This window comes from Shewanella insulae, from assembly GCF_009831655.1.
Lineage (GTDB): Bacteria > Pseudomonadota > Gammaproteobacteria > Enterobacterales > Shewanellaceae > Shewanella > Shewanella insulae.
In genome coordinates this window covers 24,821-37,880 of sequence record NZ_WRPA01000007.1, presented here as the reverse complement: position 1 = coordinate 37,880, position 13,060 = coordinate 24,821, and the positions used below count along the sequence as shown (strand labels likewise).

The following is a 13,060-nucleotide window of genomic DNA, read 5'->3' as shown; positions in this document are numbered from 1 at the left end:
CAAATTAGGAAATATGATGGCAAAAATTGAACTTATTGTCGGTACGACACTAGGAAGCGCCGAGTATGTCGCCGACGAACTAGCCACTCAATTGGAGGAACAAGGGCATGAGACTCAGGTTCATCTGAAGGCCGAATTGAGCGATCTAGACCCCAAGAGCCTGTGGCTGATCGTCTCCTCTACACATGGTGCAGGCGATCTGCCGGACAATATCCAACCTTTTTTCGAAGAGATCGCAAGCAAGAAGCCGGATCTGACCCGAACCAAATACGCCTTGTGTGCCATAGGTGACTCGAGTTACGACACCTTTTGTCAGGGGCCAGAAAAACTCACCGAAGCGATGGAAAATTGCGGTGCACAAGTCTATGTGGATAAGATCCAGATCGATGTACAATACGATCCTATCCCCGAAGAACCCGCTCAGGCTTGGTTGAGCGGCTGGCAAGATAAACTTTAGATCCACTTCTTCACAATCCGCTCGATCTCACACACAGATTAGATCTACCTTATCCACAAATTACGATCCAAAATGATAAATATGTGGATAAGGTATTATTTTGATCTGATCTAACTCTGCATTATTCAACCCTCATCGACACTAAAGATCCACCATGTGGATAAGTAGGCGATCTACCCACAAGCTTATTTCGATAAGATCGCGATCAGATCACAGGATCAAGTTGTCGCTATACTCTGATTTTAAAAGAAAAATAGACTTACCCACAGAAGATCGCGATCCTAATAGTAAACATAACAAAAGATCTATATAAAGATCTTAAGATCTATAAGCCAGATCCTTTGGCGATCGAAAGGCCTAAATTGATCTTTCACCTAAGGCTTTCCAGGTGCTAAAATACTCGGCTACTCATCGAGTAAATCTGTCCGATCTAAGGGCAATATTATTTTATGTTCGATATAAGTTTTAAGGTATTCAGATGCATTTTCATGAGCGGTTTGATGTAATTGTTGTTGGCGGCGGTCATGCAGGAACCGAAGCAGCATTAGCATCTGCTAGGATGGGGTCTAAAACATTATTGTTGACCCATAACATAGATACCTTAGGCCAAATGTCCTGTAACCCGGCAATTGGTGGTATTGGTAAGGGGCATCTCGTAAAGGAAATTGACGCCTTAGGTGGCGCCATGGCCGTTGCAACCGATCATGCCGGTATTCAATTTCGTACCTTAAATTCCAGTAAAGGTCCGGCGGTAAGAGCAACACGGGCTCAGGCAGATCGTGCTCTTTACCGCGCCAAGATCCAACAGATCCTGCAAAACCAACCAAATTTACGCCTGTTCCAACAAGGGGTAGACGATCTTATCGTTGAGAATGATCGTGTTATCGGGGTAATTACTCAGATGGGATTGGCCTTCGAGGCGCCTGCTGTCGTATTGACGGCTGGTACCTTCTTAAGCGGCAAGATCCATATTGGTCTTGAAAATTACAGTGGTGGCCGAGCTGGCGATCCGCCATCGATCTCCCTTGCAGATCGTTTACGTGAATTACCTATTCGTGTGGGCCGTCTTAAAACCGGTACTCCACCACGTATCGATGCCAATACGATTAACTTCGATCTCATGACGGAACAGAAAGGTGACGATCCGCTACCTGTGATGTCTTTTATCGGTGACGTTAAGGATCATCCAAAGCAGATCTCCTGTTTTATTACCCATACCAATGAGCGAACCCATGAGATCATTCGTGGTGGGTTAGACAGAAGCCCCATGTATTCTGGGGTGATCGAAGGCATAGGCCCGCGCTACTGCCCTTCTATCGAAGATAAGATCAATCGTTTTGCCGACAAGAGTTCGCATCAGATCTTTATCGAACCGGAGGGCCTGAACACCAATGAGATATATCCTAATGGTATCTCCACCAGCCTGCCGTTCGATGTACAGCTTAACCTGGTGCGTTCGATTCAAGGCATGGAGAATGCCGAGATCATCCGTCCGGGTTATGCCATCGAATATGATTATTTCGATCCAAGAGATCTTAAAAACTCTTTAGAAACCAAAGCGATTTCCGGTCTGTTCTTCGCGGGGCAAATCAACGGTACCACGGGCTATGAAGAGGCGGGAGCCCAGGGCCTGTTGGCGGGCATGAACGCTTCTTTGCAGGTTCAGGGCAGAGAAGCCTGGTGCCCACGTCGTGACGAGGCTTATCTTGGTGTCTTGGTAGACGATCTATCGACTCTGGGGACAAAAGAACCTTACCGCATGTTCACCAGCCGCGCCGAATACCGCCTGTTGCTGCGTGAAGATAATGCCGATCTGCGTCTCACGGAAAAAGGTCGTGAGATAGGTCTGGTGGATGATGAACGTTGGGCTAAGTTTAACGCCAAACGTGAGGCGATCGAGCTCGAATTGCAGCGTCTGCGTAGCCAGTGGATCCATCCTAACTCGCCCTTGGTCGATGCCCTCAACCCGCATCTCAAGACGCCTATTACCCGCGAAGCCACCTTCGAAGAGCTGCTGCGCCGACCCGAGCTGGATTATCCTAAGCTGATGGCCGTCGAGGGATTTGGCCCTGCGATCGAAGATCAACGCGCCGCCGAGCAGGTGCAGATCCAGGTCAAATACTCTGGTTACATTCAGCGTCAGCAGGATGAGATCGATAAGGCAATCCGCCACGAAAAGACAGGACTGCCACAGGATCTCGATTATCAAGAGGTTCCAGGTCTCTCAAATGAGGTGATCGCTAAGCTCAACGATCACAAGCCTGATACCGTGGGCCAGGCCTCACGTATCTCAGGGGTCACACCGGCGGCTATCTCGATCCTCTTGGTTCACCTGAAGAAGCGTGGCTTGCTCAAAAAGAGCGCCTAAAACCGCCTAAAAATTCTATTTTGATGACCGGGATGGGAGGTCAGCACTTCCCATCCCTGCGACTCGGCTTCATAATATCCCATTGTTTATCGAGGATACCCCTGTGTTAGCAGCCCAATTAGACAGCTATCTTGCCGACATGCAGATGACGGCTACTCCGAAGCAGAAGCAGCAATTGCTTGATTTTGTTGCCATGCTTGCCAAGTGGAACAAGGCCTACAACCTGACATCTGTGCGCGATCCCGAGCAGATGTTGATTCGTCACATCATGGACAGCCTGGCGGCCAGCCCTCACCTAGTGGGTGAGCGATTCATCGATGTTGGCACAGGACCCGGTCTTCCAGGGATCCCCTTGGCCATCATGAATCCTGATAAAGAGTTTGTGCTGCTCGATAGCCTGGGCAAGCGCATTCGTTTTCAAAAACAGGTTCAATTTGAGCTGGCGATAGGTAATATTAGTTCGGTCGAGAGCCGAGTCGAAGCCTATCAACCGGAAGAGAAGTTCGATGGCGTACTCAGTCGTGCCTTTGCGTCAATCCAGGACATGTTGCAGTGGTGCCACCATCTGCCTAAACCCACCGGCTGTTTTTACGCCTTGAAGGGTCAATTGAGCGATGAAGAGATGGCGAACATGCCCGAAGGTTTTGCGCTGACCGATATCTTCGAATTGCATGTGCCTCGCCTCGACGAACAGCGCCACCTGCTGCGGGTGGTCAAAGCGGCTTAGTCCCCTGGGTTAAGAGTTGCATTATTTAACCAGTTCAAGCAATTTGATAAAGAATTCAACTATCGAATCGACGAACGTGATAGACAGGATGATATTGTGGGTAAAGTGATAGCCGTGGCCAACCAGAAAGGTGGCGTCGGAAAAACAACGACTTGTGTGAACTTAGCGGCGTCTCTGGCTGCCACTAAACGTAAAGTGTTGCTTATCGATCTCGATCCTCAAGGTAATGCGACTATGGGGAGTGGTCTCGATAAGTACAGCGTCGAAAATACCGCCTACGAACTCTTGGTCGAGGAAAAGTCTGTCGAGGAGGTTGTCTATCGCGACACGGCTGGTAAGTACGATCTGATCGCCGGCAATGGTGATGTGACGGCGGCCGAGATCAAGCTGATGGAGTTTTTCGCCCGTGAGATCCGCCTGCGTAACGCCCTGGCTCCCGTTAAAGAATACTATGATTTTATCTTCATCGATTGTCCGCCTTCGCTGAACATGCTGACGGTTAATGCCATGTCGGCCGCCGACTCTGTGTTGGTACCTATGCAGTGTGAATATTACGCCCTGGAAGGATTGACCGCCTTGATGGATACCATCAGTAAGTTGGCGGCCATGGTAAATCCCGGGCTGTCCATCGAGGGGATCCTGCGTACCATGTACGATCCCCGCAACCGACTCGCAAATGACGTGTCGGATCAGTTAAAACAACATTTCGGCGATAAGGTTTATCGCACAGTGATCCCGCGTAACGTGAGGCTAGCCGAGGCGCCTAGCTTCGGTGCTCCCGCCATGTATTACGATAAGTCCAGCGCTGGTGCCAAGGCTTATCTTGCTTTGGCTGGCGAGATCATTCGACGAGCTGAGCAAGATTCTCAGTTAGAGCAAGAAGCTTAAGGAAAAACAGATGACACCCAAGAAACGTGGTCTAGGCAAAGGATTAGACGCACTGTTAAGCACCAGCCATGCGGCGGCGAAGCAGGCCCCGAATCAAGAGGCCGTCCTGAGTGACAATGAAGAGCTCAAGATGATTGCCTTGGATCTGCTACAACCGGGCAAGTATCAACCCCGCAAGGATATGTCGCCCGAGGCTCTAGAGGAGCTGGCCGAGTCGATCAAGACTCAGGGGATCATCCAGCCTATCGTGGTGCGCAAGGTGTCGGACAAGGGGTATGAGATCATCGCCGGTGAGCGACGTTGGCGTGCGTCTCAACTGGCCAAGCTTGAAAAGGTGCCCTGCATCGTTAAACAGGTGCCTGACGAGGCCGCCGGTGTAATCGCGCTGATCGAGAATATTCAACGGGAAGATCTCAATGCGATGGAAGAGGCTATTGCCCTTGAGCGCCTGATTAAAGAGTTCGACCTGACCCACCAACAAACGGCCGATGCCGTGGGTAAGTCGCGCACTACGGTATCAAATCTTTTACGTTTGAATGGCTTAGAAGAGTCGGTTAAGCGCATGCTCGAATATGGTGACATAGACATGGGTCATGCCCGTGCCCTGCTCGCGCTGTCGGGCGATGAACAAACTAATCTTGCCAGAACCGTGATTGCCAAAGAACTAACTGTTCGTGAAACTGAACGATTAGTGAATAAAACCTTAAATCCACCTGAAATAGTCGATAAACCGGCAAAAGATCAGGATGTCGCCCGTCTGGAGAGCCAATTAATTGAAAAATTAGGGGCAAAAGTTTCCATTAGCCATAACAAAAAAGGCAAGGGCAAAATGGTAATTAACTATCAAAATTTGGCTGAATTGGATGGTATTATTGAGAAAATCCGTTAATTAGCCCAAGTTAACGTTATATTATGTAACTTTGTGACATCTGTTAATCTTTCACTTTTAGACTTTTGGCGTAGATCACGTTAAAAGTCCCCATTTTTACTTACCTTGAACTTGCTTTGAATGTGCGAAAAGGTATACTTTCGCAAGCTTTTTGTACCTCTAAGATGGCCTGATAATTTGTCGTCCGGTCATAGAAACAAAAAGTAAGAATGCGGAGAAGATGAATTGAGCAAGGTTTTAGCACGTCGTGGCCGGTGGTCTGCCTATAAGTTGGTGTTGATGCAGGCGGCGGTGGCTGGGGGTGTTTCGATTGTCTTTTTCGCCGTGTGGGGAGCACAGTACGGACTGTCTGCGTTAGCAGGTGGTGCCATTGCTGTACTCCCTAATTTTGTATTCGCGACCCTCGCTTTTTCCCATACGGGAGCAAGTTCAGCAGGAAAAGTAATGAAAACTTTTTACTGGGGGGAAGCGGTAAAGTTGCTGTTAACCATAGCAATGTTTTCGCTGGTATTTATCAATCTTCAAGTGGTCTTTATGCCGCTTTTCGTTTGTTATATATCCGCGTTAATAGTGCATTGGACAGCTCCTTTATACTTCAAGCAAAGTTAAGTGGGATGAATCATGGCTGCAACTGGTGAAGCGTTAACACCGCAGGGCTATATCCAGCACCACCTTACCAACTTACACGTTGGTGAAGGCTTCTGGACATGGCACATTGATTCGTTGTTCTTTTCGGTTGGGCTTGGTGTTCTATTCTTGTGGCTGTTCCGCAGCGTTGGCAAGAAGGCAACGACAGGTGTTCCCGGTAAGCTTCAATGCTTTATCGAGATGATCGTTGAATTCGTCGATGGCAGCGTGAAGGAAACCTTCCATGGCCGCAATCCTGTTATTGCTCCGTTGGCACTAACGATTTTTGTGTGGGTATTCATGATGAACTTCATGGATATGATTCCAGTTGACTGGATTCCTGAGCTGGCAGCTGCTGCCGGTATCCCATACATGAAAGTGGTACCAACGACCGACCTAAACATCACCTTCAGCTTAGCTATCGGTGTGTTTGTGCTGATTATCTACTACAGCATCAAGGTCAAGGGCGTAACTGGTTTTGTTAAAGAACTGACATTACAGCCTTTTAACCATAAGGCAATGATACCCGTCAACCTCCTATTAGAGTCGGTTACCCTGATCGCTAAGCCTATTTCATTGGCACTGCGTTTGTTCGGTAACTTGTACGCAGGTGAGTTGATCTTCATCCTTATTGCGTTGATGTATGGTGCTAACTTGGCGTTATCTACCCTAGGTGTGACTCTACAACTAGGTTGGTTAATCTTCCATATTTTGGTTATCACTCTGCAGGCGTTTATCTTCATGATGCTGACGATCGTGTATCTCAGCATGGCACATGAAGATCATTAAGGGTTGCTGAAGAAATTTTTTTTAAGCTAAATCACAAACTAACTAAAGATTTAGAATATTGGAGATAGAGATGGAAACTGTATTAGGCATGACAGCTATCGCTGTTGCTCTACTGATTGGTATGGGTGCTCTAGGTACCGCTATCGGTTTCGGCCTACTAGGTGGCAAGTTCTTGGAAGGCGCTGCGCGTCAACCTGAAATGGCTCCTATGCTACAAGTTAAGATGTTCATTGTTGCTGGTCTATTGGATGCGGTAACCATGATCGGTGTAGGTATTGCACTATTTATGCTGTTTACTAACCCACTGGGTGCAATGCTGTAATCAACGCTTCTGTCTTTAATCTAAATAGGAGGCTGTTGTGAATATCAACGCTACCCTAATCGGTCAGACGGTTGCCTTTATTATCTTCGTGTGGTTCTGCATGAAGTTTGTTTGGCCTCCTTTGATGAATGCCATCGAAGAGCGCCAAAAAAGGATCGCCGACGGTCTAGCTGATGCTGATCGTGCTGTAAAAGACCTAGAGTTGGCACAGGCGAAAGCCACCGACCAACTAAAAGAAGCTAAGGCAACTGCTAACGAGATCATTGAGCAAGCGAACAAGCGTAAAGCTCAGATTGTCGATGAGGCCAAAGCCGAAGCAGACGCTGAGCGTGCGAAAATCATCGCTCAGGGTAAAGCAGAAATTGAAGCTGAACGTAATCGCGTGAAAGAAGACCTGCGTAAGCAAGTTGCTGCTCTGGCTATCGCCGGTGCAGAGAAGATCCTTGAGCGTTCGATTGATGAAGCCGCCCACAGTGACATAGTTAATAAACTAGTTGCTGAAATTTGATTAGGGAGTGAGTTATGGCTGAATTAAGCACCATCGCTCGTCCTTACGCAAAGGCAGCATTTGACTTCGCTATTGAGAAGAATGCAGTAGAAAGCTGGGCACAAATGCTTAGCTTTGCCGCTCAAGTCAGTGAAAACGAGACTATGAAGCCGCTGCTGTCTGGTGCTCTTGCGAGCAACCAGCTTGCCGACCTTTTTATTAAGGTATGTGGTGAGCAGATCAATGAGCAAGGTCAAAATCTGATAAAGGTAATGGCTGAAAACGGTCGTTTGGAAGTACTTCCTGCTGTATATGAACTCTTTCATGAGTTCAGCAACGAGTGGGCGAAAGAGGTTGAAGCAAATGTTGTTTCTGCCACTGAGCTTAGCGCAGAGCAACAGCAACAGATTAGTGCTTCTCTAGAAAAACGTCTCACACGCAAAGTTAAGCTGAATTGCAGCGTAGATACCAGCCTAGTGGCTGGTGTAATCATCACGGCAGGTGACCTGGTCATAGATGGCTCGGTCAGCGGTAAACTAAACCGTCTGTCTGATAAGCTGCAGTCGTAATTGGGAGTTTGAGCATGCAACTGAATTCCACTGAAATCAGCGATCTGATTAAACAGCGGATCGAGCAGTTCGAAGTCGTTAGTGAAGCTCGCAACGAAGGTACTATCGTTGCAGTGAGCGACGGCATTATTCGCGTTCACGGCCTTGCCGATGTAATGCAAGGTGAGATGATCGAACTGCCTGGTAACCGTTATGCGATCGCGTTGAACTTAGAACGTGATTCTGTCGGTGCCGTAGTTATGGGTCCTTATGCCGATCTGGCAGAAGGCCAAAAAGTTAAGACAACTGGTCGTATCTTGGAAGTGCCTGTTGGCCGTGGTCTATTGGGCCGCGTAGTTAACACTCTGGGCCAACCAATCGACGGTAAAGGACCTATCGACAACGATGGTTTCTCTCCTGTTGAAGTGATCGCACCAGGCGTTATTGAACGTAAGTCGGTTGATCAGCCAGTACAAACTGGTTATAAAGCCGTTGACTCTATGATCCCAATCGGTCGTGGTCAGCGTGAGCTGGTCATCGGTGACCGTCAGACTGGTAAGACAGCACTGGCGATCGATGCCATCATCAACCAAAAAGATTCAGGCATTAAGTGTGTATACGTAGCAGTAGGCCAGAAGGCTTCTACCATTGCTAACGTGGTACGCAAACTTGAAGAACACGGCGCACTGGCTAACACAGTGGTTGTTGTGGCAACAGCTTCTGAAGCTGCGGCGCTGCAATACCTGGCTCCGTACTCGGGTTGTTCAATGGGTGAATACTTCCGTGACCGTGGTGAAGATGCACTGATCGTATATGATGATCTTTCTAAGCAAGCTGTTGCTTACCGTCAGATCTCATTGCTACTGAAGCGTCCACCAGGACGTGAAGCATACCCAGGTGATGTTTTCTATCTTCACTCTCGTCTACTTGAACGTGCTTCACGCGTTAACGCTGAGTACGTTGAGAAGTTCACTAATGGCGAAGTTAAGGGCCAGACTGGTTCTTTGACTGCACTGCCTATTATTGAAACTCAAGCGGGTGACGTATCTGCATTCGTACCGACCAACGTAATTTCTATTACCGATGGTCAGATCTTCCTTGAAACTGACCTATTCAACTCAGGCCTACGTCCTGCGGTTAACCCAGGTATTTCGGTTTCTCGTGTTGGTGGTGCGGCTCAGACTAAGATCATCAAGAAACTGTCAGGCGGTATCCGTACTGCACTTGCACAGTATCGAGAGCTTGCAGCGTTCTCTCAGTTTGCATCTGACCTTGACGATGCAACTCGTGCTCAGCTTGAGCATGGTGAGCGTGTTACCGAACTCATGAAGCAGAAGCAATACGCGCCAATGAGCGTAGCTGACCAGTCTGTGTCTATTTTCGCAGCTGAAAAAGGTTACCTAAAAGGCGTTGAGCTGAACAAGATCGGTGATTTCGAAGCTTCTTTGCTCTCTTTCATGAACAGCGAGCATGCTGACCTAATGAAGACTATTAACGAGACTGGCGACTACAACGCCGACATCGAAGGTGGTTTGAAGGCTGGCCTCGACAAGTTCGTAGAAACCCAAACCTGGTAAAGACACGGAGGTGTCTTAAGGCACCTCAGGTCCAGATTGGAGAGTAAAGATGGCCGGCGCTAAAGAGATTAAAACCAAGATCGCGAGTGTTCAGAACACTCAGAAGATCACATCCGCAATGGAAATGGTTGCAGCCAGTAAAATGCGCAAGGCGCAGGATCGCATGGCTGCGAGCCGTCCATACGCGGAAAATATGCGTAAGGTGATCGGTCACGTGGCGCAGGGTTCTCTCGAATATAAGCATCCATATTTGGAAGTGAGAGAAGCTAAGCGAGTTGGTTACATTGTTGTGTCAACCGACCGTGGTCTTTGTGGTGGTCTTAACGTCAACCTGTTTAAGAAGGTTGTCGCGGACGTGAAGAAGCAGCGTGAAGCCGGAGCGGAAGTTGAATTCTGCCCAATCGGCGCACGCAGCGTACAATTCTTCAACAGCTTTGGCGGAAAAGTGTCTGCTCACGCGTCAGGATTAGGCGATGCTCCTAAGCTCGCTGACCTGATCGGAACAGTACGCGTAATGCTAAAAGCATACAACGAAGGCACGCTAGACCGTCTGTACGTGGTATTCAACAAGTTTGTGAACACCATGAGCCAGACGCCTGTGATCGAACAGCTGCTACCTTTGCCTAAGTCAGAAGATGATGAGATTGCTCATCACTGGGATTACCTATACGAGCCAGATCCAAAAGAACTTTTGGAAACCTTATTGGTTCGTTATGTGGAGTCTCAAGTGTATCAAGGTGTTGTTGAAAACATCGCATCAGAGCAGGCAGCCCGTATGGTTGCTATGAAAGCTGCGACAGACAACGCTGGTGAACTTATCGATGACTTGCAGTTGGTCTACAACAAGGCCCGTCAGGCTGCGATTACGCAGGAACTGTCGGAAATTGTTTCTGGTGCCGCTGCGGTTTAGGCTGGGTAACGAATACAAGTTTTAGAGGATTAATCATGAGCACAGGTACTGTTGTCCAAGTAATTGGCGCGGTTGTGGACGTTGAGTTTCCACATGATGCCGTACCTCAGGTCTATGACGCTCTAGAGATCAAAAGTGAAGGCTTGGTGCTGGAAGTTCAGCAGCAGCTTGGTGGTGGTGTAGTTCGTACCATCGCTATGGGTTCTTCAGATGGTCTGCGTCGTGGTATCGAGGTAGTAAACACAGGTTCACCTATTTCTGTTCCGGTTGGGGATAAGACCCTAGGCCGTATCATGAACGTATTAGGTCAGCCAGTTGATGAAGCGGGTCCTATCGGTGAAGAAGAGCGTTATGAAATTCACCGCGAAGCTCCTTCATATGAAGATCAATCAAACACTACTGAACTGTTAGAAACTGGTATCAAGGTTATCGACCTTGTATGTCCGTTTGCTAAGGGTGGTAAAGTTGGTCTGTTTGGTGGTGCGGGTGTTGGTAAGACAGTTAACATGATGGAACTGATCAACAACATCGCTAAAGCACACTCTGGTTTGTCAGTATTCGCCGGTGTAGGTGAGCGTACTCGTGAGGGTAACGACTTCTACTACGAGATGGAAGAATCTGGCGTACTCGACAAAGTGGCCATGGTTTATGGTCAGATGAACGAGCCTCCAGGAAACCGTCTTCGCGTAGCACTGACCGGTCTGACAATGGCTGAGAAGTTCCGTGACGAAGGTAAAGACGTACTATTGTTCGTCGATAACATCTATCGTTACACCTTGGCGGGTACCGAAGTATCTGCACTGCTAGGCCGTATGCCTTCGGCAGTAGGTTACCAGCCAACACTGGCTGAAGAGATGGGTGTTCTTCAGGAGCGTATTACCTCTACTAAGACAGGGTCTATTACCTCTGTTCAGGCGGTATACGTACCTGCGGATGACTTGACGGATCCGTCACCAGCAACAACCTTCGCTCACTTGGATGCGACAGTTGTATTGTCACGTAACATTGCTTCTCTGGGTATCTACCCAGCGGTTGACCCACTGGATTCGACTTCACGTCAGCTAGATCCACAGGTTGTTGGCCAAGAGCACTATGACGTAGCAAGTGGTGTACAGACTGTACTACAGCGCTATAAAGAGCTGAAAGATATCATCGCCATTCTGGGTATGGACGAACTATCTGATGAAGATAAGACGACCGTTGCCCGTGCGCGTAAGATTGAAAAATATCTTTCTCAGCCATTCTTCGTAGCAGAAGTATTCACCGGTTCTCCAGGTAAGTACGTTTCTCTGAAAGACACTATCCGTGGCTTTAAGGGACTGTTGGAAGGTGAGTTCGACCACATTCCAGAGCAAGCGTTCTACATGGCAGGTTCAATCGACGAAGTTATCGAGCGAGCTAACAAAAAATAATCGAGCGTTAGCTTGATATTTTAAGGAGAACGGATGGCAGCCATGACAGTACAACTTGATATTGTAAGCGCAGAAAGCAGCATCTTTTCGGGTCTGGTAGCACACCTACAAGTCTCAGGTGCTGAAGGTGATTTAGGTGTTATGCCGGGTCACGCGCCTCTGCTTACCTATATCAAACCTGGCATGGCGCGCATCGTCAAGCAAGATGGTAAAGAGGAAGTGTTTTACCTTTCGGGTGGTATCCTGGAAGTACAACCTTTCTCAGTATCCGTATTGGCTGACGTAGTATTGCGTGCCGAAGAGATTGATGAGCAGGCAGCCGTAGAAGCCAAGCGTCGTGCAGAAGCCCATATGGCTAACGCAGGCGCAGACTTTAACTATGCCGCTGCAGCGATTGAATTAGCTCAGGCTATCGCTCAATTGCGCGTTGTAGAGACCATCAAGAAGAACATTGCCAGATAAGGTTATTGTTTGATGATAAAAGGCGGAAACCGCGAGGTGACCGCCTTTTTTGTATCTGTTTTCCATCCCCCAATTACCTTTCTACGTCTTATACGTGATCGAGTCAGACGTTTCGCTTTCATGGCAGTGTTAGGCTGACGCTCTTGTTTTCAATGAGGGATATTCCATGCAACAAGTCTTGATTGTCGTCAATGACGCGCCCTATGGGTCTGAGAAACTCTTTAACGCCCTACGCCTGGCGATACAGCTCAATGAACAGGCCTCTGCGCCTAAGGTAAAGCTGTTTCTATTGTCCGATGCCGTGACGGCCGTGTTACCCAGGCAGCAACCGGGCGAGGGCTATAACCTGCAGCAGATGCTGGAGATAGTACTGGCCCAGGGGGCCGAGGTGAAGTATTGCACCTCCTGCGTGCAGGCCCGAGGCCTCAGCGAACTGAGTGCTATCGAAGGATGTATCGAGGCCACCATGGATGACCTTGCGCTCTGGCTGCTGGAGTCAGACAAGGTGATCAACTTCTAATAGGCAAAAAGGCGCCGCGTGTCGCTTTTGACGGCGCAATCTATTAAAATCAGCCGACTTAATTTCCATATTCTTCT

15 protein-coding genes are annotated in these 13,060 nt (G+C 48.4%); all 15 read left to right on the top strand.

Annotated elements, in window-relative coordinates:
- Positions 1-16 precede the first annotated feature (16 nt).
- Entirely contained in the window at positions 17-457 is a 441-nt protein-coding gene (gene mioC, locus GNT65_RS09335) for an FMN-binding protein MioC (RefSeq protein WP_160795537.1), read from the top strand.
- A 478-nt stretch (positions 458-935) separates the two neighbouring features.
- Positions 936-2,825 (top strand): tRNA uridine-5-carboxymethylaminomethyl(34) synthesis enzyme MnmG, encoded by a 1,890-nt coding sequence (mnmG, locus tag GNT65_RS09330; protein WP_160795535.1) that lies wholly within the window; start codon positions 936-938, stop codon positions 2,823-2,825.
- 103 nt (positions 2,826-2,928) lie between these two features.
- Positions 2,929-3,552, top strand: coding sequence for a 16S rRNA (guanine(527)-N(7))-methyltransferase RsmG (gene rsmG, locus GNT65_RS09325; protein WP_160795533.1), 624 nt, complete (start codon positions 2,929-2,931; stop codon positions 3,550-3,552).
- A gap of 96 nt (positions 3,553-3,648) precedes the next feature.
- Complete coding sequence (locus GNT65_RS09320; protein WP_160795531.1) at positions 3,649-4,440, top strand: ParA family protein; 792 nt, start codon at positions 3,649-3,651, stop codon at positions 4,438-4,440.
- A gap of 10 nt (positions 4,441-4,450) precedes the next feature.
- Positions 4,451-5,329 (top strand): ParB/RepB/Spo0J family partition protein, encoded by an 879-nt coding sequence (locus GNT65_RS09315; RefSeq protein WP_160795529.1) that lies wholly within the window; start codon positions 4,451-4,453, stop codon positions 5,327-5,329.
- A 225-nt stretch (positions 5,330-5,554) separates the two neighbouring features.
- Positions 5,555-5,938, top strand: a complete 384-nt coding sequence (locus tag GNT65_RS09310) for an ATP synthase subunit I (RefSeq protein ID WP_144202237.1) — start codon at positions 5,555-5,557, stop codon at positions 5,936-5,938.
- Between the two features lie 12 nt (positions 5,939-5,950).
- Positions 5,951-6,745 carry a F0F1 ATP synthase subunit A gene (gene atpB, locus GNT65_RS09305; protein WP_160795527.1) on the top strand — a complete coding sequence of 265 codons (795 nt, stop codon included), beginning with the start codon at positions 5,951-5,953 and terminating at the stop codon, positions 6,743-6,745.
- A gap of 70 nt (positions 6,746-6,815) precedes the next feature.
- The gene (atpE, locus tag GNT65_RS09300) at positions 6,816-7,067 is read left to right on the top strand and encodes a F0F1 ATP synthase subunit C (protein ID WP_011639455.1); all 252 of its coding nucleotides are present in this window, start codon (positions 6,816-6,818) and stop codon (positions 7,065-7,067) included.
- A 37-nt stretch (positions 7,068-7,104) separates the two neighbouring features.
- On the top strand, positions 7,105-7,575 hold the full coding sequence (gene atpF / locus GNT65_RS09295; protein ID WP_041509599.1) for a F0F1 ATP synthase subunit B: 471 nt from the start codon (positions 7,105-7,107) through the stop codon (positions 7,573-7,575).
- Positions 7,576-7,589: 14 nt separating this feature from the next.
- A complete protein-coding gene (gene atpH / locus GNT65_RS09290; protein WP_160795525.1) occupies positions 7,590-8,123 on the top strand; it encodes a F0F1 ATP synthase subunit delta in 534 nt (177 codons plus the stop codon).
- A gap of 14 nt (positions 8,124-8,137) precedes the next feature.
- Complete coding sequence (atpA, locus tag GNT65_RS09285) at positions 8,138-9,679, top strand: F0F1 ATP synthase subunit alpha (RefSeq protein WP_160795523.1); 1,542 nt, start codon at positions 8,138-8,140, stop codon at positions 9,677-9,679.
- A gap of 49 nt (positions 9,680-9,728) precedes the next feature.
- A complete protein-coding gene (gene atpG / locus GNT65_RS09280) occupies positions 9,729-10,589 on the top strand; it encodes a F0F1 ATP synthase subunit gamma (RefSeq protein WP_160795521.1) in 861 nt (286 codons plus the stop codon).
- A gap of 35 nt (positions 10,590-10,624) precedes the next feature.
- Positions 10,625-12,001 carry a F0F1 ATP synthase subunit beta gene (gene atpD / locus GNT65_RS09275; RefSeq protein WP_160795519.1) on the top strand — a complete coding sequence of 459 codons (1,377 nt, stop codon included), beginning with the start codon at positions 10,625-10,627 and terminating at the stop codon, positions 11,999-12,001.
- Positions 12,002-12,034: 33 nt separating this feature from the next.
- On the top strand, positions 12,035-12,463 hold the full coding sequence (locus GNT65_RS09270) for a F0F1 ATP synthase subunit epsilon (protein ID WP_160795517.1): 429 nt from the start codon (positions 12,035-12,037) through the stop codon (positions 12,461-12,463).
- Positions 12,464-12,629: 166 nt separating this feature from the next.
- Positions 12,630-12,983, top strand: coding sequence for a DsrE/DsrF/TusD sulfur relay family protein (locus GNT65_RS09265; protein ID WP_160795516.1), 354 nt, complete (start codon positions 12,630-12,632; stop codon positions 12,981-12,983).
- Positions 12,984-13,060: the final 77 nt, after the last annotated feature.

Excerpts from the sequence above, each read along its gene's own strand:
- GNT65_RS09315 (WP_160795529.1), top strand. The coding sequence starts at position 4,451 with ATGACACCCAAGAAACGTGGTCTAGGCAAAGGATTAGACGCACTGTTA.
- atpG (WP_160795521.1), top strand. The coding sequence starts at position 9,729 with ATGGCCGGCGCTAAAGAGATTAAAACCAAGATCGCGAGTGTTCAGAAC.
- mnmG (WP_160795535.1), top strand. The coding sequence starts at position 936 with ATGCATTTTCATGAGCGGTTTGATGTAATTGTTGTTGGCGGCGGTCAT.
- atpE (WP_011639455.1), top strand. The coding sequence starts at position 6,816 with ATGGAAACTGTATTAGGCATGACAGCTATCGCTGTTGCTCTACTGATT.
- GNT65_RS09265 (WP_160795516.1), top strand. The coding sequence starts at position 12,630 with ATGCAACAAGTCTTGATTGTCGTCAATGACGCGCCCTATGGGTCTGAG.
- mioC (WP_160795537.1), top strand. The coding sequence starts at position 17 with ATGGCAAAAATTGAACTTATTGTCGGTACGACACTAGGAAGCGCCGAG.
- atpH (WP_160795525.1), top strand. The coding sequence starts at position 7,590 with ATGGCTGAATTAAGCACCATCGCTCGTCCTTACGCAAAGGCAGCATTT.
- atpB (WP_160795527.1), top strand. The coding sequence starts at position 5,951 with ATGGCTGCAACTGGTGAAGCGTTAACACCGCAGGGCTATATCCAGCAC.
- atpD (WP_160795519.1), top strand. The coding sequence starts at position 10,625 with ATGAGCACAGGTACTGTTGTCCAAGTAATTGGCGCGGTTGTGGACGTT.
- GNT65_RS09270 (WP_160795517.1), top strand. The coding sequence starts at position 12,035 with ATGGCAGCCATGACAGTACAACTTGATATTGTAAGCGCAGAAAGCAGC.
- atpA (WP_160795523.1), top strand. The coding sequence starts at position 8,138 with ATGCAACTGAATTCCACTGAAATCAGCGATCTGATTAAACAGCGGATC.